Source organism: Streptomyces fildesensis (assembly GCF_016107395.1).
Taxonomy (GTDB): Bacteria; Actinomycetota; Actinomycetes; order Streptomycetales; family Streptomycetaceae; genus Actinacidiphila; species Actinacidiphila fildesensis.
Genome location: NZ_JAAIKO010000002.1, coordinates 443,909 through 461,408, shown reverse-complemented (window position 1 = coordinate 461,408; position 17,500 = coordinate 443,909). Strand labels below are relative to the sequence as shown.

Sequence of the window (17,500 nt, the reverse complement as noted above, 5' to 3'; positions counted from 1 at the left end):
GTCTGGCGTTGACTTTTGGCACGCTGTTGAGTTCTCAAGGAACGGACGCTTCCTTCGGTGCCGTTTTACCGGCGCCCTCCGGGCTTCCCTTCGTGTTTCTCAGCTTAGCAGATCCGATTTCCCGTTTCTGCCACCCGCTGAGGCGGGCTTTTGTTTCTCGCCTTGCGGCGTGTCCACTACGTTAGCCGATTTCCCGCCACGCTCATAATCGAGCTATTCGGACTGAATTTCGGCGCACCGAAAAGCAACCCTGTCGGGAAGTCGTAGTAGTGGGTGGCCACCCCCGCGGGGATCCGGACGAACCGGACGCACCGTTTCAAGCGGCTCGGACTACATTACGGAGGAGCGGCGGCAGAGTCAAGCTCAACCGCCGCTCAAACGCACGATTTCAGCCGACCTCGACGGCAGCCAGGCTCTTCTTGCCGCGGCGGAGGACGAGCCACCGGCCGTGCAGCAGGTCGGACTCGGCCGGCACCGCGTCCTCGCTGGTCACCTTGGCGTTGTTCAGGTAGGCGCCACCCTCCTTGATGGCCCGGCGGGCGGCCGACTTGCTGGCCACCAGCTCGACCGCGGTCAGCAGGTCGACGACCGGCTCCAGCGCCGTGACCTTGGCGTACGGCAGCTCGGAGAGAGCGGCCGCCAGCGTGGCCTCGTCCAGGTCCGTCAGTTCCCCCTGGCCGAAAAGCGCCTTGGACGCATCGGTGACCGCGGTGCACTGGGCGGCCCCGTGGACCAGGGTCGTCAGTTCCTCAGCCAGGGCGCGCTGGGCGGCGCGGGCCTGGGGGCGCTCCTCGGTGAGGCGCTCCAGCTCCTCGATCTCCTCGCGGGACTTGAAGCTGAAGATGCGCAGGAACTTGGAGATGTCACGGTCGTCCGCGTTCAGCCAGAACTGGAAGAAGGCGTACGGCGTGGTCATCTCGGGGTCGAGCCAGATGGCGCCGCCCTCGGTCTTGCCGAACTTGGTGCCGTCCGCCTTGGTGATCAGCGGAGTGGCGAGGGCGTGGACGGAGGCGCCCTCGACGCGGTGGATCAGGTCGATGCCGGCCGTGAGGTTGCCCCACTGGTCGCTTCCGCCGGTCTGCAGGGTGCAGCCGTAGCGCCGGTAGAGCTCCAGGAAGTCCATCCCCTGGAGGATCTGGTAGCTGAACTCGGTGTAGCTGATGCCCTGGTCGGAGTTGAGGCGCCGGGCGACGGCTTCCTTGGCGATCATCTTGTTGACGCGGAAGTGCTTGCCCACGTCACGCAGGAACTCGATCGCCGACATCCCGGACGTCCAGTCCAGGTTGTTCACCATCGTCGCGGCGTTCGGCCCCTCGAAGGAGAGGAAGGGCTCGATCTGCCCGCGGACCCGCTCGACCCAGTCGGCGACGACCTCGGGAGCGTTGAGTGTCCGCTCCGCCGACGGCTTGGGGTCGCCGATCAGGCCGGTGGCCCCGCCCACCAGGCCCAGCGGCCGGTTGCCCGCCTGCTGCAGCCGCCGGATGGTGAGGATCTGCACCAGGTTGCCGAGGTGCAGGCTGGGCGCCGTGGGGTCGAAGCCGCAATAGACCGTGACCGGGCCGTCCGCGAACGCCTTGCGCAGTGCGTCCTCGTCAGTGGATACGGCGATCAGCCCGCGCCACTGCAGCTCGTCGACGATGTCCGTCACGGTTCTCTTGTCTCCTTGGGTCAGTGCGATGAGTCGGTGCTCCGCGGTCCGCACACCGGCGGTCGCAGAGCGTCTGTACAGCGTGTCCGAGAGTACGCGGTCATGGCGAGTCGTTATGGGCGGCGTCTCGGGGTGTGGGCACGGTAGGGACTGACGGTGGGGTCGCCGTCGATCCAGAAGCGCCAGGGGTGCACGGCTCCCTCGCCGCCGACGCCGGTACGCGGGCCGGAGCGCACCCGGTCAGCGGCCGGCGGGGTACCGGTGAGGACGCGGAACGGGCTGCCGGCCGGTTCGCCCGCCGGACCGGTATAGGGGTCGCAGACGTCGGATCCGTTGAGCGACCGGTCGACGGCGAGCGCGGTGGCCAGCCGGGCCGGGCCCTGGGCGAGGTCGGTGCCCTTGCGGGAGGTGGGGCGGTTCGCTCGGGCGAGGTCCTCCCCACGGGTGATCTCGCCGCCCCGCAGCAGGACCCCGCTCGGCGTGCCCTCCGGGCCGCAGACCAGGTTGAGGCAGTGCCACATCCCGTACGTGAAGTACACGTAGGTGTGGCCGGGCGGGCCGAACATCACCGCGTTGCGTTCGGTGCGGCCCCGGTAGGCGTGCGATCCCGGGTCGACGGGTCCCGCGTAGGCCTCCACCTCGGTGAGGCGCAGTTCGATCGGGCCGTCCGGGGTGTCACGGACGAGGATCCGGCCGAGGAGGTCCGGTGCGATGTCGAGGACCGGGCGGTCGAAGAAGGGCCGGGCGAGCGGGGCCCTTTCCGCGTCGGCGATCATGCGGTACGAGGGTACTGGAACCGCCCGCGGCGGTTCCGCGTTCGTAGTGACCGTAGATAACGTAAAGAAACAGTCAACCGCCGGTATGAGGAGTGGGACAACGTGGGCTTCAAGAAGCTGCTTGCGAGCATGGGTGCCGGTGGGGCGTCCGTCGAGACCGTACTGACGGACCCGAACGTGGTGCCGGGCGGCACTGTCCAGGGTGAGGTGCGTATCCAGGGCGGGTCGGTCGCGCAGCAGATCGAGGGGCTCTCCGTCGGGCTGCAGGCCCGGGTCGAGGTCGAGAGCGGCGACAACGAGTACAAGCAGGACATCGAGTTCCACCGGCAGCAGCTGGGCGGGGCGTTCGAGGTGGCGCCGGGGGCCGTGCACACCGTGCCGTTCGGGCTGCAGATCCCGTGGGAGACGCCGGTCACGACGTTCCTCGGCCGGCATCTGTCGGGGATGAACATCGGGGTGACGACGGAGCTGGCGATCGCCCGCGCGGTGGACTCGGGTGACCTCGACCCGGTCAGCGTGCACCCGCTGCCGGCGCAGCAGGCGCTGCTGGACGCGTTCGGGCACCTGGGCTTCGCGTTCAAGGCCGCGGACCTGGAGAAGGGGCACATCCGGGGGACGCGGCAGCGGCTGCCGTTCTACCAGGAGATCGAGTTCCGGGCGCCGCACCAGTACCGGGGGCTGAACCAGGTGGAGCTGACGTTCATCGCGGACGGCAACGAGATGGACGTGATCCTGGAGATGGACAAGAAGCCGGGGCTGTTCGGCGAGGGCAGCGACTCGTACCGGTCGTTCACGGTCGGTCTGCAGTCCTTCCAGGGCACCGACTGGGCGGCGTACCTGAATCAGTGGCTGGCGGAGGTCGGCGGCAAGCGCAACTGGTTCTAGGGATCTAGGCTCGGTGCGCAGAAGGCCGCGCCGGCGCAGCCCGGCCGCGGTCCCTAGCTGTTCTTGCGATCAGGAGGTGTCGAGGTGACCGAGCAGAAGCGGCGGCCGCTCCCCCACGAGTTCCATCCGCCGGTGCCGTCGTTCACGGTGGTGAGCGATGACGTGGCGCCGGGCGGGGTGTTGAAGGACGCGCAGGTGTACGCGGCCGGGAACACGTCACCGCACCTGCGGTGGGAGGGCTTCCCCGACAGGACGAAGAGTTTCGCCGTGACGTGCTACGACCCGGACGCGCCGACCGGCAGCGGTTTCTGGCACTGGTCGCTCATCGACATTCCCGCGTCCGTCACCGAGTTGCCCGCGGGCGCGGGCGGCGGGGACTTCAAGGGGCTGCCCGAGGGTGCGCTGCACGTCAGGAACGACTACGGGACGCGGGACTTCGGCGGGGCCGCGCCGCCGCCGGGGGACGGTTCGCACCGCTATGTCTTCACCGTGTACGCGGTGGACACCGAGAAGCTCGGGCCGGACGCGGACGCCTCGCCTGCCGTGATCGGTTTCAACCTCCGCTTCCACACGCTGGGCCGCGCCCAGCTGATCGGCGAGTACGAGGCACCGGCCGGTAGCTGACGGCCGGGCGTCCGCCGTGGCCGGCGGGCGCCCGTTAATTGCGTTGCGCCCCGGCGCCCTGAATCGCACAGTGGTACGTGTCTGGTGGTGGCCCACCATCACCAGGCAGCCGGTACCGCTGTAGCGGGGGCGGCGGGGCGTTGCGTCGTGGTGGTTCTCGCCCGCGCGATGCCGGCCGTCCGCCGGAACCAGGTGTTTCCCGCCCGGTGTCCACGCCGGCTGCCGTACGCTCCGGACGCTTCCGTTACGCACGGGGGGAAGCGTCCGGGGCGTTCGGCATTTTTCGCTGTCCACCCGCCCGGCCACCCTTCCGGGAGCCGCTCCCGTACCCCGTCGATCCCCTTTCCCCGCACGGTAATTGCGTTGTCCGCCGGTGGTCCGCGAGGCACAGTGGATCCACTTCGCCATGGGGCGGGGACGGATCCTTGGGGTGGGCGGAATGCGTGAGACTCTGGTGCTGAACGCGAGTTTCGAGCCGCTGTCGACGGTGTCGCTGCGGCGTGCCGTGGTGCTGGTCATGCAGGAGAAGGCCGTCGTCGAGCAGGCGCATCCCGGGCTGCGCATCCGCGCGGCGGCCGTCGAGGTTCCGGTTCCGCTGGTGATCAGGCTGCGCAGATACGTCCGGGTGCCCTTCCGACAACGGGCCCCGTGGTCGCGGCGGGGTGTGCTGGTGCGTGACCGACACCGGTGCGCGTACTGCGGTCGCCGGGCGAGCACGGTGGACCACATCGTCCCGCGGTCGCGCGGTGGTGGGGACACCTGGCTGAACACGGTCGCGGCCTGTGCGGAGGACAACGGCCGCAAGGCGGACCGGACTCCTGAGCAGGCGGGGATGCGGCTGCTGGCGCAGCCGTTCGAGCCGACGCCGGCGGACACGCTGCTGCTGGCGCTGGGGATCAGGGACAACGACGCGCTGCCGGGGTGGCTGGCGCTGCCGGCCTGATCCCGGTGGGGCGCGGACGGCGGCGGTCATCTGAGGACGAGCTGGACGATGGCCACGATGCCGACGGCGACGATGACGCCGCGCAGCGCCGCCGGCGGCAGCCGGCGGCCGATGCGGGCGCCGAAGATGCCGCCGAGGGTGGCTCCGGCGGCGATGAGGCCCACGGCGGCCCAGTTGAAGTCGGCGACGAAGAGGAAGAACACGGCGGCGATGCCGTTGACGAGCATGCCGAGGACGTTCTTGACGCCGTTGATCCGCTGCAGGTCGTCATGGAGCAGCAGCCCCATCAGCGACAGGTAGAGAACGCCCTGGGCGGCCCCGAAGTAACCGCCGTACATGCTGGCGAGGAACAGTCCGACGAGCAGCAGCGGGCCGCCGTCGGTGGGGACCTCGGTGCCCTCGCGTTCGCGGCGGGCCTTGATGGCGCGGGCGAGGCGGGGCTGCAGCACGACCAGGACCAGGGCCAGCCCGATCAGTACCGGGACGATCGCGTCGAACGCGTCGGACGGCAGGGTCAGCAGCAGGATCGCGCCGGCCAGGCCGCCGGCCAGCGCGGTGCTGCCGAGCCGGATGACGCGCCGGCGCTGGCCGCGCAGTTCACGGCGGTAGCCGATGGCACCGGTGAGCGAACCGGGTACCAGGCCGAGGGCGTTGGAGACGTTCGCGGTGATCGGCGGGAGGCCGACGGCGAGCAGTACCGGGAACGTGATGAGGGTGCCGGAGCCGACGATGGTGTTGATGGTGCCGGCGCCGATGCCCGCCGCGAAGACGGCGAGTGCCTCCCAGAACGTCACGCTGTACCCCTCGATGACCGGTGTCGGATGCACCGATCATGCCCGAGGGTCAGTCCTTGTCGAAGCGTGGGGTCTCGCGGCGCGGGATGGGGACGTCGCCGCCGCCCCCGTTGTTGCCGTTGGTGCCGCCGTTGTTCCCGCCGCCGGCACCGTTGGTCGGGGCGCCGGGCAGGTTCACGATGCCGCCGAGGCCCTTGAGCGCGTCATTGAGCTCGCTGGGGATGATCCAGAGCTTGTTGGCGTCGCCCTGCGCGATCTTCGGGAGCATCTGGAGGTACTGGTAGGCCAGCAGCTTCTGGTCCGGGTCGCCCGCGTGGATGGACTCGAAGACCGTACGGATGGCCTGGGCCTCACCTTCGGCGCGCAGCGCGGCGGCCTTGGCGTCACCTTCGGCGCGCAGGATGGAGGACTGCTTCTCACCTTCGGCGGTGAGGATCTGGGACTGCCGGATGCCCTCCGCGGTGAGGATCGCGGCGCGCTTGTCGCGGTCCGCGCGCATCTGCTTCTCCATCGAGTCCTGGATGGAGGTGGGCGGCTCGATCGCCTTGAGCTCGACGCGGTTGACGCGGATGCCCCATTTGCCGGTGGCCTCGTCCAGGACGCCGCGCAGCGCCGCGTTGATCTCCTCGCGGGAGGTCAGCGTCCGTTCCAGGTCCATGCCGCCGATGATGTTGCGGAGCGTGGTGACGGTGAGCTGCTCGATCGCCTGGATGTAGCTGGCGACTTCGTACGTCGCCGCGCGGGCGTCGGTGACCTGGTAGTAGATGACCGTGTCGATGTTGACGACCAGGTTGTCCTGGGTGATCACCGGCTGCGGCGGGAACGGCACGACCTGCTCACGGAGGTCGATGCGGTTGCGGATCGTGTCGATGAACGGAACGACGATGTTCAGGCCCGCGCTCAACGTCCGCGTGTAGCGGCCGAATCGTTCGACGATGGCGGCACTCGCCTGGGGGATGACCTGGACCGTCTTGATGAGCGCGACGAAGACGAGCACCACCAGGATGATCAGGACGATGATGATCGGCTGCATGTCCACTCCCGCGCCGTTTGCGGACGTACTACGACATGATCAATTCTCGCAGACCACTGCGGCGGTGCGCTCGGGTTCGGCGAATTCCCGGAGCACGACCGCGGCGGCCGTATCGGTCGGTCAGGCGTCCTCGGTCACATGACGACGGCGGTCGCGCCGTCGATCTCCACGACATCCACCTTCTCGCCCGGGTCGAAGCTCCGTTCCTCGTCGAGGGCGCGCGCCGACCAGATCTCTCCGGCGAGCTTGATCCGTCCGCCGCCGCCGTCGACCCGTTCGAGGACGACGGCCTGCCGCCCCCTCAGCGCGTCGATGCCGGTACGCAGTTCGGGCCGCTGCGTCCGGTGCTTGTAGGCGATCGGGCGGACGACCGCGAGCAGTGCGACCGAGACGATCACGAAGACGATGACCTGGACGACGATGCCGCCGCCGAGCGCGGCGACGATCGCCCCCGCGACGGCGCCGACCGCGAACATCCCGAATTCGGGCATCGTCGTGATCACCAGCGGTATGCCGAGTCCTACGGCGGCGATCAGCCACCACACCCATGGGTCCACCTCCCCATCGTAGGGGGGCGGGGGTGATCTGTGACAGGCCTTCCGGGCGCGGGGGCGGGCGCGGGGAAGCACGAACGGGCGTTCCGCCGGGGGGTGTTACGTCCCGCTCCCCCCGGCCGGGCGGCGGATGGCTACGAGAGCGGCAGTCCTGCGGCGGTCCAGCGGTCGCCCCTGTGCTCGACGACGAGCGGGAGGCCGAAGCAGCGGGAGAGGTTGCGCGAGGTGAGTTCCAGCTCGACCGGGCCTGCGGCGACGACCTTGCCCTGGCGGATCATGAGGACATGGGTGAAGCCGGGGGCGATCTCTTCGACATGGTGGGTCACCATGATCATGGAGGGCGCGATCGGGTCGCGGGCGAGCCGGCCGAGGCGGCGTACCAGGTCCTCACGGCCGCCGAGGTCCAGGCCGGCCGCGGGCTCGTCGAGGAGCAGCAGCTCCGGGTCGGTCATCATGGCGCGGGCGATCAGGGTGCGCTTGCGCTCGCCCTCGGACAGGGTGCCGAACTTGCGGTCCAGGTAGTCGGACATGCCCAGCCGGTCGAGGAAGGCGCGGGCGCGGTCCTCGTCGACCTTCTCGTAACTCTCCCGCCAGTGCGCGGTCATGCCGTACGCGGCGGTGAGCACGGTCTGCAGGACGGTCTGGCCGCGCGGCATCTTGTCCGCCATGGCCGCGCCGGCCATGCCGATACGGGGGCGCAGTTCGAAGACGTCGACGCTGCCGAGCTTCTCGCCGAGCACCTGGACGGTGCCGGTGGTCGGGAAGAGATAGCTGGAGGCGACATTGAGCAGGGTGGTCTTTCCCGCGCCGTTCGGTCCGAGGATCACCCAGCGTTCGCCCTCGGCGACCGACCACGAGACCTGGTCCACCAGAGCCCGTCCGTCGCGGACCACCGATACGTCCACCAGCTCCAGCACATCGCTCATGAGCGCGTTGTCTCCCATTGCAGTTTCGGTTGTCACGGGCAGAGCCCCGAGGGAAAACCTACGCCACGCGTCGGGCGGTCCACTCCTTAGGCTGGGGGGATGCTTGATGAACCTCGATCAGGACGGCTGGCGGCGTGGGGAAATGCCCTACTTGCCGGACTTGCCGCACCGGATGATGTCGCCCAGGAGGTCCTGGGCGAGGACGCGGTCCACCGGATGACCGGACTGCCGGGCGAGACCGGCCCGGTCGGGCTGACGCTCGGCCTCGGCCGGCTGCGGGCGCTCGGTACGACCGGGCTGCGGGTCGCCCTGCCCGCGCCGGGACATCCGCTGGGTCTCAGCGGCCCGGCCGACTTCAACGCGCGGGCGCTGGCCGCGGGCGAGGCCGTGATCGCGGTCGGCGGCCCGGCGCTCGGCCTCGTACCCGAGGTGAGCGAGGCCGGGCCGCGCGGCGATGTGCATGTGGAGGTGGAGTGGAAGTGCCTGGAGGTGCGGCAGGGCCCACCGGCCGATGTGCCCTCGCTCGGCGAGGCCGAGCGGGAGCTGGCCGAGGCGCTGCGGGACACCACCGAGGCGCTGACCCGGCTGGACGTGGCGGGGGCGGGGCCGGCCGCGCAGGCCGCCCTGGACGCGTACCGGGCGCGTGCGGAGCGCGGCCGTGATCTGCTGGCGCCCGGCTATCCGCCGCGGGCGGTGCGGGTGCTGGCGCTGGCGCAGCGGGTCGGCGCCCTGGTCGCCATCGCCTCCGACGGGCACGGGGGCGCGGTGAGCGCGTCGGAGATCGCCGCGCGGGCGGAGCTGCTGCGGCCGGTGGAGCGCACCGCGCGGCGGGCGCAGGTGGCGGCGTACAACGCGTACGTGGAGGAGTCGGAGCGCCGGGCCTGAGCCGCACCGGGATGACGCGGAAGGCCCCGCGTCCTGCCGGTGTCACCGGTGGGACGCGGGGCCTTCACGGTCGTACGGGGCAGGTCAGCCGATGTTCGACGACGCGTTGCCGAACGCCGGGTTGAGCAGACCGATCACGTTGACGGTGTTGCCCGTCACGTTGACCGGGACGTGCACCGGCACCTGGAGCAGGTTGCCGGACAGCACGCCCGGGGAGTCGGTGGCGGAGCCACAGGCATCGGCGCTCGCGAACGCGGAACCGGCGGAGACACCCGCGGCGATTCCGGTGACGGCGATGACCAGGGCGGCCTTTTTGGCAGTGTTCATGGGAAACGATCCTCCTGTTGCGGTACGGCCCAGCCGCGGGCCGCACGGTGAAGAACGCCCGGCCCGGCCGGATGACACGGCCGCGGACCGGAAACGTCCGAAGGGATCGCCGGATCGAACGCGCGGGGATTCGATCGAACGCAGCGGCCCCGGAGGCGGTGCCTCCGGGGCCGGTCGTCGCGGCGGAGCCGCGGGGGGACTACTGGTTGACGCACTCGTTCCCGAACACCGGGTTCAGGAGACCGATCACGTTCACGGTGTTGCCGCAGACGTTGACCGGGACGTGCACGGGAACCTGGAGCAGGTTGCCGGAGAGAACGCCGGGCGAGCCCTCGGCCACGCCGTGGGCCTCGGCGCCGCTGTGGGCGGAGGCGACACCGGCTCCGGCCATGGCGAGCCCGCCCGCGACGAAGGTGACAGCCGCGGCGGTCTTCAGGATCTTCACTTCGAACTTCCTCCTTGCAGGGTGCACCGCGACCAGCCGCCGCGGTACTCCCTACAGAACGGGCCACAGGCGGTCAGGATGCGCCACCGGCCCCACATCCACCCGTCGGAATGAATCCGATACCGGAACACACCGGTCCGGTATGGCCCGTCAGGCCTCCGGAGGTGCCCCGATGCCGTGCCTGACCGCCCACAGCGCGGCCTGGGTGCGGTCCGAGACATCGAGCTTCATCAGGATGTTCGAGACATGGGTCTTCACGGTCTTCTCCGAGAGCACCAGCGCGCGGGCGATCTCCCGGTTGGAGCGCCCGTCGGCGATCAGCGTCAGCACCTCGCGCTCCCGTTCGGTGAGGGCGTTGCCCCGTCCCTGGCCGCCGCCGGGGAACTCCTGGGAGAGCAGGGCGTCGGCCACCTCGGGCTGGAGCAGCACATGGCCGGCGTGCACGGAGCGGATGGCGCCGGCCAGCGCCTCGGGGTCCACGTCCTTGTACACATAGCCGGCCGCACCGGCCCGCAGGGCGGGCACGATGGTGCGCTGCTCGGTGAAGCTGGTGACGATGAGCACCCGGGCCGGGTTGCCGAGCTCGCGCAGCTTGCGCAGCGCGGAGATGCCGTCGGCGCCGGGCATCTTGATGTCCATCAGGATCACGTCGGGGCGCAGTTCCCCGGCGCGGGCCACGCCCTCGTCGCCGTCCCCCGCCTCCCCGACGACGTCGATGTCGCCCTGGACCTCCAGGAAGGTCCGCAGCCCGCGGCGCACCACCTGGTGGTCGTCGACGAGCAATACGCGGATGCGGGCCTGCCCCTCTGACTCAGCCACCGGGCACCTCCATCTCGATGACGGTGCCCTTGCCGGGCGCCGATTCCACTGTCAGGTGTCCGCCCACGCCGCTCGCCCGGTCCCGCATCGAGACCAGGCCCAGATGGCGTCCGGCGCGGCGCACCGCGGACGGTTCGAAGCCGCTGCCGTCGTCGCGGACCCGCAGCACCGCTCCCTTGCCCCGGCCGGTGAGGCAGACGGTCACGGTCCCGGCGTCCGCGTGCCGCAGTGCGTTGTGCAGCGCCTCCTGCGCGACCCGCAGCAGCGCTTCCTCCTGGGCGGCGGGCAGCGCCTTGACCTGGCAGGACGTAAAGGTGACATGGGCCGCGTGGGCCCGGTCGAGCACCTCGGCCTGGGTCCGCAGGGTCGCGACGAGGCCGTCCTCGTCCAGTCCCGCGGGCCGCAGCTCGACGACGACGGCGCGCAGCTCGTCGGCGGCCTCGGCGGCGAGCGCCGCCACATGCTTCAGCTCCTCCTTGGCGCGCGCCGGGTCGCGGTCGACCAGGGCGGCCGCGGCCTGTGCGGTGAGGCGCAGCGAGAAGAGCTTCTGGGAGACCGCGTCGTGCAGCTCGTGGGCGATGCGCGCCCGCTCCCCCGCCAGGGTGAGTTCGCGGCTGCGCTCGTAGAGGCGGGCGTTGGTGAGGGCGATGGCGGCGTGGGCGGCCAGGGTCCGCAGCAGCGTCTCGTCCTCCTGGGTGAAGGCGCAGTCGGTGGCGGGCCCGGTTCTGGGGCCCACCTTGTTGGCCAGGAAGATCGCGCCGAGGATCTCCTCGCCGTCGACGACCGGCATCCCGATGAAGTCGGTCATGTCCGGGTGGGCGCGCGGCCAGCCCCCGAAGGAGTCGGACTGCGTGACGTCCGCGAGCCGCTGCGGGGTCGCCTCGTGGAGCATCGCGGCGAGGATGCCGTGCTGGCGGGGCAGCGGGCCGATCGCCTTCCACTGCTCGTCGCTCACCCCGTCGACGACGAACTGGGCGAACCCGCCGTGATCGTCGGGCACCCCGAGCGCGGCGTACTCGGCGTCGAGCAGCTCGCGGGCGGACGCGACGATCGTCTGCAGCACCTCGCGCACCTCCAAGTGCCGGCTCATCGCGAGGACCGCGTCGCTGACCGCTTCGATTCCGCCTCTGGGCGACCGGTTGGACATGTCGTCAACCTACCGGCGCCGCGGCCCCGGCGGATCGGGCCGGGGACCTAGGGCAAAGTGCCCCCCGACGTGCGGCGGACGGCCGAGGCGCCGGACGCGGCGGCGTTCCTACGGTGAAGGGAGCCGCTGGACGACGGGTCCTGCGGCGGCTCGGAAGGCCACAAGGAGGAGCAGCGTGAAACGCTTCACTGCAAGGGTGGTGGCGGGTGACGGGCCGGCGATGCCGGTAGCGATCATCACGGGGGCTTCGCGGGGACTGGGCCGTGCCCTGGCCGGGGCGCTCGCCCGGCGTGGCTGGGACCTGGTGCTCGACGGCCGGTCCGAGGGGGTGCTGAAGACGGCGGCGGCGGAGCTGGAGCGGGAGGGCCCCGGACGGGTGGCGGCCGTGCCGGGCGATGTCACCGACGCCGCCCACCGGACCGCGCTCGTCGCGGCGGCCCGCGCGTTCGGCGGCGTCGATCTGCTGGTGAACAACGCGAGCGCGCTGGGTGCCGAGCCGCTGGTGGCCCTGGCGGAGCTTCCGGTGGACGGGCTACGCGCCGCACTGGAGACGAATGTGGTGGCGCCGCTGGCGCTGGTGCGGGAGGCACTGCCCCTGCTGCGGGCGGCGGGCGGCGCGGTGCTGAACATCAGCTCCGACGCGGCCGTGGAGGCGTACGCGACGTGGGGCGGCTACGGGGCGAGCAAGGCCGCGCTGGAGCAGCTCTCCGCGGTGCTGGCCGTGGAGGAGCCGGGGCTGCGGGTGTGGTGGGTGGATCCGGGCGATCTGCGGACCGAGCTGTACACGGCGGCCGTCCCGGACGACGACCCGTCGGACCGGCTGCTGCCGGCGGACGTCGCCCCGGCCTTCCTGCGGCTGCTCGACGAGGAGGCGCCCAGCGGGCGCTACACCGCTCCGGCGCTGCTGGAAGCACGGTGACCACGATGGAGGGCCTGCGGGGGTTGCGGGTACCGCCCGAGCTGTCGGCGCGGGCGCCGGCCGGGCAGCGGGACGGCGTACGGCTGCTGGTCGGGCGGGCGGCGGCGGGCGAGGTGTCGCACCACGCCTTCCGGGAGCTTCCGGGGTTGCTGCGGGCGGGTGACGTCCTGGTGGTGAACACCTCGCGGACGCTGCCCGCGGCGGTCGGCGGGCGGCTCGGCCTGGAACCGGTGACCGTGCACTTCTCGACCCGCCAGGACTGGGGGCACCCCCGGCCGGAGGTTGGGGGACACTGGGCCGTGGAGGTCAGGACGCCCGACGGGCGCGGCACGACCGTGCCGCGGGCCGGCGGACCGGCCGGGGCGGTCGTGGAGCTGCCGGACGGCGAACGGCTGGTGCTGGAGGAGCCGCTGTCGCCGCGCGGGGACCGGCTGTGGCTGGCCCGGCCGTCGATGGCGGACACCGCCGGCTATCTGCACGGTCACGGGCGGCCGATCCGGTACGGCTACACCGAGCGGGACCAGCCGCTCGCCGAGTATCAGACGGTGTTCTCGGTGCCGTCCCCCGACGGTCTCGGCTCGGCGGAGATGCCGAGCGCCGGCCGGCCGTTCACCACCGGGATCGTGACATCCCTGGTCAGCAGGGGTGTGCAGATCGCACCGATCGTCCTGCACACCGGGGTCTCCTCGGCCGAGACGCATGAGCCGCCGTACCCGGAGTGGTTCGAGGTGTCGCCGAGCACCGCGGGGCAGGTGAACGCCGCCCGCAGCGGTGGGGGCCGGGTCGTGGCGGTCGGTACGACGGCCGTACGGGCGCTGGAGTCGGCGGCGGACGGCCGGGGCACGGTCCGTGCCGCGCGCGGCTGGACGGATCTGGTGTTGACCCCGGAACACGGGGTACACGCCGTGGACGGGCTGCTGACCGGGCTGCACGAGCCGGCGGCCTCCCATCTGCTGATGCTGGAGGCGGTGGCGGGCGCTCCCCTGCTGGAGCGGGTCTACGCGGAAGCCGTGCGCGGCGGCTATCTGTGGCACGAGTTCGGCGACGTGAACCTGCTGCTCCCGTAGGCGTTTCGGGGGTGCTTCCGGCGCCGTTCCCGGGCACGCTTCGAGGACCCCTGAAAAGCCGTCACCGTGCGCACCCCCGTCATGACGATCCGTCGATGGCGGGGGTGGTGCCGTGTGACCTGCCCGATAGGACGTACGTCACTTACGAAGCCGGGTAGTGGACCCGGAGGGTGCCCACGGCGCGTAAGGGGCCCGTAAACACGCCCTGCCGTTCCACCCGCAACTACGACTTTCGTTAGTAATCGACCTCTTTGCCCTGCGGTTTTTACCCAGCTATCAATGCCGGAGTCCGCAATCGGAAGAGGTAACTCCCCCATGCAGCTCCCGACGCTCCCGAAGCTCGGCCGCCTGAACAAGGTGCATTCGTTCGCCGTAGCAGGCACCGCAACCGCCGCTCTGACGGTTCTGGCCATCACCGCTGGTGTCCAGGGATCCGACGGAACGGCCCTCGCCGCCGGCGAGCCCTCCAACATCGCTGTGGTCAGCACCGCCGGACCGCAGAGCATTACCGACCAGGCCGGCGCCGCTTCGCAGCACGCCGCAGCCGAGGCCGCGGCCAAGAAGAAGGCGGCCGACACGGCCGCCGCGGCCGCGAAGAAGAAGGCGGCCGACGAGGCCGCCAAGAAGAAGGCCGCTGACGAGGCCGCCAAGAAGAAGACCGCTGACGAGGCCGCCAAGCGCAAGAAGGCGGAGCAGGCCGCGAATCGCTCCAAGGAGCGCAAGGCCCTCGCCGCCAAGCCGAAGCCCGCGACCAAGGCTCCGGCCCCGGCCGCCGTCTCGTACTCGAACGACCTCGACGGCTGGATCAAGGAGTCGCTGTCGGTCATGGCCGCCCACAACATCCCGGGCAGCTACGACGGCATCTACCGCAACATCATGCGCGAGTCGTCCGGGAACCCGCAGGCCATCAACCTGACGGACTCCAACGCCGCCGCCGGCATACCGTCCAAGGGCCTGCTGCAGGTCATCGACCCGACGTTCCAGGCGTACCACGTGTCCGGTACCTCCATGGACATCTACGACCCGGTCGCCAACATCACCGCCGCGTGCAACTACGCGGCCGCGAACTACGGCTCGATCGACAACGTCGACTCGGCCTACTGAGCACCGGTCCACCACGCCGAAGGGCGGCCGCACCCCCAGGGGTACGGCCGCCCTTCGGCGTTGTCGGTCCCGCGCGCTACTTGCGCATGACCTCCGGCTCGTGGCGGCGCAGCAGCCGCGCGACCACGACACCGCAGATGACACCGAGCACGACCAGCACGCCCATGTCGACGATCCACTGGGCCGCGGTGTGCTCCCAGAGCTGGTCCGGGTTGGCCGCGTCCCACGGCATGAGGACGTTCAGCTGGGCGGTGGTGCCCAGGGCCGAGACGGCCCAGCGGGCCGGCATCAGCCAGGCGAACTGCTCCACGCCGATCGAGTCGTAGAGCTGGAACAGCACCCCGGTGAAGACGACCTGGACGATCGCGAACATCACCAGCAGCGGCATGGTCTTCTCGGCGGTCTTCACCAGGGCCGAGATGATCAGGCCGAACATCATCGAGGTGAAGCCGAGCGCGATGACGGCCAGCGTCATCTCGATCGCCGGTGAGCTCTTGAAGATCACGCCCTCGGTGGGCATGGCCCGCGGCGCGAAGCCGATGCCGCAGATGATGACGCCCTGCAGGGCCGTGATCAGACCCAGCACGATGACCTTGGACATCAGGTACGCGGAGCGGGAGAGGCCGGTGGCCCGTTCCCGTTCGTAGATCACCCGTTCCTTGATCAGTTCTCGTACCGAGTTGGCGGCGCCCGAGAAGCAGGCGCCCACCGCGAGGATCAGCAGGATCGTGCCCGCGTCCTTGTTGACCAGGTGGGCCTTGAGCGGACCCGGGCCCAGACCGCTGTCGGCCGGGATGACGACGCTGACCACACCCAGCACCGCGGGCAGGATGAACATCAGCCCGATGAAGCCGCGGTCGGAAGCGATCACCGACAGATAGCGGCGTACCAGCGTGAACAGCTGGGAACCCCAGCTCTGCGGCTTCGGCGGCCGGGTGGCCAGCTGCGGGACGACCGCCGCGGCCTGCGGGGCGGCGTCCAGGTCGGCCGCGTACATCTGGTAGTGCTGCGAGCCGTGCCAACGGCCCGACCAGTCGTAGTCGCGGTAGTTCTCAAACGCCGAGAAGACATCGGCCCAGGTCTCGTAACCGAAGAAGTTGAGCGCTTCCTCCGGCGGGCCGAAGTAGGCGACCGAGCCGCCCGGCGCCATCACCAGCAGCTTGTCGCACAGCGCCAGCTCGGCCACCGAGTGGGTGACCACCAGGACGGTGCGGCCGTCGTCGGCCAGACCGCGCAGCAGCTTCATGACGTCGCGGTCCATACCCGGGTCGAGGCCGGAGGTCGGCTCGTCCAGGAAGATCAGCGACGGCTTGGTGAGCAGCTCCAGCGCGACGGAGACCCGCTTGCGCTGACCGCCCGAGAGGGAGGTGATGCGCTTGTCCGCGTGGATGTCGAGCTTGAGCTCCTGCAGGACCTCCTGGATCCGGTGGTTGCGCTCGTCGGTCGCGGTGTCACCGGGGAACCGGAGCTTGGCCGCGTACCGCAGTGCTTTGCGGACCGTCAGCTCCTTGTGCAGGATGTCGTCCTGCGGGACCAGACCGATGCGCTGGCGCAGCTCGGCGAACTGCTTGTACAGGTTTCGGTTGTCGTACAGCACCTCGCCCTGGTCGGCCGGGCGGTAGCCGGTCAGCGCACGCAGCAGCGTGGACTTGCCGGAACCGGACGGGCCGATCACCCCGATCAGCGACTTCTCCGGGACACCGAAGGAGACGTCCTTGAGGATCGTCTTCGTGGTGTTGCCCTGCGGGACCGTGACGGTCAGCCGCCGGGCCGAGAAGGAGACCTCACCGGTGTCGACGAACTCCTCGAGCCGGTCGCCGGCCAGTCGGAAGGTCGAGTGGCCGACGCCGACGATGTCGTTCGGGCCCAGCAGATGGCGCTGGATCGCCTGGCCGTTGACGTAGGTGCCGTTGTGGCTGCCCAGGTCGACGATCTCGAAGCGGCCGTCCGGGTGCGCCTTGAACTCGGCGTGGAACCGGGAGACCTGGAGGTCGGAGACGACCAGGTCGTTCTCCAGCGCACGGCCGATCTTCGTGACCTGGTTGATCGAGAAGTGGTGCATCGTGGTCGGGCTGCGGTGCTGCTGCCCGCCCTGCGGTTGCTGCGGCTGCTGCGGCCAGCCCTGCTGCTGCGGAACCTGCGCCGGCGGCTGCTGGTTCCAGCCACCCTGCTGCGGCTGCTGCGGCTGGACGGGCGGCCGGTGCGGCTGCTGCACCGGCGGGGCCTGCCGTGCGGCAGGTGCCTGGTGCGGCTGCGCCAGCGACGTCTCCGCACTGTAGAGATCGGCGCTGACCTGCTGGCCGCCGCTGAAGTTGAGACGGGGGCCGTCGGTCGCGTTGCCGAGGTTCACGGCGGAGCCCGGTCCGACCTCCATCTGGTGGATGCGCTGGCCCTGGACATAGGTGCCGTTGGTGCTGCCGAGATCCTCGACGATCCAACTGCGTTCGCCCCAGCGGATGGTGGCATGCCGCCAGGAGACTCTGGCGTCGTCGAACACCATGTCTCCCTGCGGATCCCGCCCGAGGCTGTACGACCTGGATGGGTCGAGCGTCCAGGTTTGACCGTTCAATTCGAGTACGAGTTCAGGCACCCCAAGCCCCAAAA

At 70.5% G+C, this 17,500-nt stretch carries 18 protein-coding genes; 7 read left to right on the top strand and 11 right to left on the bottom strand.

The features are described from left to right. Positions 1 to 388 precede the first annotated feature (388 nt). Positions 389 to 1,648: a tyrosine--tRNA ligase gene (tyrS, locus tag C6N31_RS05845; RefSeq protein WP_138354951.1), complete on the bottom strand. Its 1,260-nt coding sequence runs from the start codon at positions 1,646 to 1,648 to the stop codon at positions 389 to 391. 113 nt (positions 1,649 to 1,761) lie between these two features. Next, positions 1,762 to 2,424 carry a DNA-3-methyladenine glycosylase gene (locus tag C6N31_RS05840; protein ID WP_198357194.1) on the bottom strand — a complete coding sequence of 221 codons (663 nt, stop codon included), beginning with the start codon at positions 2,422 to 2,424 and terminating at the stop codon, positions 1,762 to 1,764. A 102-nt stretch (positions 2,425 to 2,526) separates the two neighbouring features. Between C6N31_RS05840 and C6N31_RS05835 the strand changes: the two genes are divergently transcribed. The 3 genes from C6N31_RS05835 to C6N31_RS05825 all read left to right on the top strand — a co-directional run bounded on the left by C6N31_RS05835 (position 2,527) and on the right by C6N31_RS05825 (position 4,876). Continuing rightward, positions 2,527 to 3,309: a sporulation protein gene (locus C6N31_RS05835; protein ID WP_138354953.1), complete on the top strand. Its 783-nt coding sequence runs from the start codon at positions 2,527 to 2,529 to the stop codon at positions 3,307 to 3,309. Positions 3,310 to 3,393: 84 nt separating this feature from the next. Then, positions 3,394 to 3,933: a YbhB/YbcL family Raf kinase inhibitor-like protein gene (locus tag C6N31_RS05830; RefSeq protein ID WP_198357193.1), complete on the top strand. Its 540-nt coding sequence runs from the start codon at positions 3,394 to 3,396 to the stop codon at positions 3,931 to 3,933. A 439-nt stretch (positions 3,934 to 4,372) separates the two neighbouring features. Continuing rightward, a complete protein-coding gene (locus tag C6N31_RS05825) occupies positions 4,373 to 4,876 on the top strand; it encodes an HNH endonuclease (protein WP_138354955.1) in 504 nt (167 codons plus the stop codon). Positions 4,877 to 4,902: 26 nt separating this feature from the next. Here C6N31_RS05825 and C6N31_RS05820 read toward each other — a convergent pair whose 3' ends face one another. The 4 genes from C6N31_RS05820 to C6N31_RS05805 form a co-directional block, all read right to left on the bottom strand. Further along, on the bottom strand, positions 4,903 to 5,670 hold the full coding sequence (locus C6N31_RS05820; RefSeq protein WP_138354956.1) for a sulfite exporter TauE/SafE family protein: 768 nt from the start codon (positions 5,668 to 5,670) through the stop codon (positions 4,903 to 4,905). A gap of 49 nt (positions 5,671 to 5,719) precedes the next feature. Further along, complete coding sequence (locus C6N31_RS05815) at positions 5,720 to 6,703, bottom strand: SPFH domain-containing protein (protein ID WP_138354957.1); 984 nt, start codon at positions 6,701 to 6,703, stop codon at positions 5,720 to 5,722. 134 nt (positions 6,704 to 6,837) lie between these two features. After that, on the bottom strand, positions 6,838 to 7,260 hold the full coding sequence (locus C6N31_RS05810; protein ID WP_138354958.1) for an NfeD family protein: 423 nt from the start codon (positions 7,258 to 7,260) through the stop codon (positions 6,838 to 6,840). Between the two features lie 131 nt (positions 7,261 to 7,391). Then, positions 7,392 to 8,201 (bottom strand): ABC transporter ATP-binding protein, encoded by an 810-nt coding sequence (locus C6N31_RS05805; protein WP_138354959.1) that lies wholly within the window; start codon positions 8,199 to 8,201, stop codon positions 7,392 to 7,394. Positions 8,202 to 8,282: 81 nt separating this feature from the next. Here C6N31_RS05805 and C6N31_RS05800 point away from each other — a divergent pair, with 81 nt between their 5' ends. Then, on the top strand, positions 8,283 to 9,068 hold the full coding sequence (locus C6N31_RS05800; RefSeq protein WP_138354960.1) for an Rv1486c family protein: 786 nt from the start codon (positions 8,283 to 8,285) through the stop codon (positions 9,066 to 9,068). 84 nt (positions 9,069 to 9,152) lie between these two features. On the opposite strand, the gene C6N31_RS05795 is transcribed toward C6N31_RS05800, so the two are convergent. From C6N31_RS05795 to C6N31_RS05780, 4 genes are all read right to left on the bottom strand, one after another. Then, a complete protein-coding gene (locus C6N31_RS05795; RefSeq protein WP_138354961.1) occupies positions 9,153 to 9,395 on the bottom strand; it encodes a chaplin in 243 nt (80 codons plus the stop codon). Positions 9,396 to 9,594: 199 nt separating this feature from the next. Then, on the bottom strand, positions 9,595 to 9,840 hold the full coding sequence (locus tag C6N31_RS05790) for a chaplin (RefSeq protein WP_187144823.1): 246 nt from the start codon (positions 9,838 to 9,840) through the stop codon (positions 9,595 to 9,597). A gap of 150 nt (positions 9,841 to 9,990) precedes the next feature. Beyond that, a complete protein-coding gene (locus C6N31_RS05785) occupies positions 9,991 to 10,659 on the bottom strand; it encodes a response regulator (RefSeq protein ID WP_138354962.1) in 669 nt (222 codons plus the stop codon). Further along, complete coding sequence (locus C6N31_RS05780) at positions 10,652 to 11,806, bottom strand: GAF domain-containing sensor histidine kinase (RefSeq protein ID WP_138354963.1); 1,155 nt, start codon at positions 11,804 to 11,806, stop codon at positions 10,652 to 10,654. Before C6N31_RS05780 ends, C6N31_RS05785 begins: the two co-directional genes overlap by 8 nt. Before the next feature lie 220 nt (positions 11,807 to 12,026). Between C6N31_RS05780 and C6N31_RS05775 the strand changes: the two genes are divergently transcribed. The 3 genes from C6N31_RS05775 (at position 12,027) to C6N31_RS05765 (ending at position 14,896) form a co-directional block, all read left to right on the top strand. Then, the gene (locus C6N31_RS05775; protein WP_138355035.1) at positions 12,027 to 12,725 is read left to right on the top strand and encodes an SDR family NAD(P)-dependent oxidoreductase; all 699 of its coding nucleotides are present in this window, start codon (positions 12,027 to 12,029) and stop codon (positions 12,723 to 12,725) included. Positions 12,726 to 12,730: 5 nt separating this feature from the next. Then, positions 12,731 to 13,792, top strand: coding sequence for an S-adenosylmethionine:tRNA ribosyltransferase-isomerase (locus tag C6N31_RS05770; protein ID WP_138355036.1), 1,062 nt, complete (start codon positions 12,731 to 12,733; stop codon positions 13,790 to 13,792). A 315-nt stretch (positions 13,793 to 14,107) separates the two neighbouring features. Then, complete coding sequence (locus C6N31_RS05765; protein ID WP_232484801.1) at positions 14,108 to 14,896, top strand: transglycosylase SLT domain-containing protein; 789 nt, start codon at positions 14,108 to 14,110, stop codon at positions 14,894 to 14,896. A gap of 76 nt (positions 14,897 to 14,972) precedes the next feature. Here C6N31_RS05765 and C6N31_RS05760 read toward each other — a convergent pair whose 3' ends face one another. Beyond that, positions 14,973 to 17,486, bottom strand: a complete 2,514-nt coding sequence (locus C6N31_RS05760; RefSeq protein WP_244809122.1) for an FHA domain-containing protein — start codon at positions 17,484 to 17,486, stop codon at positions 14,973 to 14,975. Between the last annotated feature and the right edge of the window lie 14 nt (positions 17,487 to 17,500).

Excerpts from the sequence above, each read along its gene's own strand:
- C6N31_RS05775 (WP_138355035.1), top strand. The coding sequence starts at position 12,027 with ATGCCGGTAGCGATCATCACGGGGGCTTCGCGGGGACTGGGCCGTGCC.
- C6N31_RS05840 (WP_198357194.1), bottom strand. The coding sequence starts at position 2,424 with ATGATCGCCGACGCGGAAAGGGCCCCGCTCGCCCGGCCCTTCTTCGAC.
- C6N31_RS05770 (WP_138355036.1), top strand. The coding sequence starts at position 12,731 with ATGGAGGGCCTGCGGGGGTTGCGGGTACCGCCCGAGCTGTCGGCGCGG.
- C6N31_RS05815 (WP_138354957.1), bottom strand. The coding sequence starts at position 6,703 with ATGCAGCCGATCATCATCGTCCTGATCATCCTGGTGGTGCTCGTCTTC.
- C6N31_RS05805 (WP_138354959.1), bottom strand. The coding sequence starts at position 8,201 with ATGGGAGACAACGCGCTCATGAGCGATGTGCTGGAGCTGGTGGACGTA.
- C6N31_RS05795 (WP_138354961.1), bottom strand. The coding sequence starts at position 9,395 with ATGAACACTGCCAAAAAGGCCGCCCTGGTCATCGCCGTCACCGGAATC.
- C6N31_RS05780 (WP_138354963.1), bottom strand. The coding sequence starts at position 11,806 with ATGTCCAACCGGTCGCCCAGAGGCGGAATCGAAGCGGTCAGCGACGCG.
- C6N31_RS05765 (WP_232484801.1), top strand. The coding sequence starts at position 14,108 with ATGCAGCTCCCGACGCTCCCGAAGCTCGGCCGCCTGAACAAGGTGCAT.
- C6N31_RS05800 (WP_138354960.1), top strand. The coding sequence starts at position 8,283 with ATGCTTGATGAACCTCGATCAGGACGGCTGGCGGCGTGGGGAAATGCC.
- C6N31_RS05825 (WP_138354955.1), top strand. The coding sequence starts at position 4,373 with ATGCGTGAGACTCTGGTGCTGAACGCGAGTTTCGAGCCGCTGTCGACG.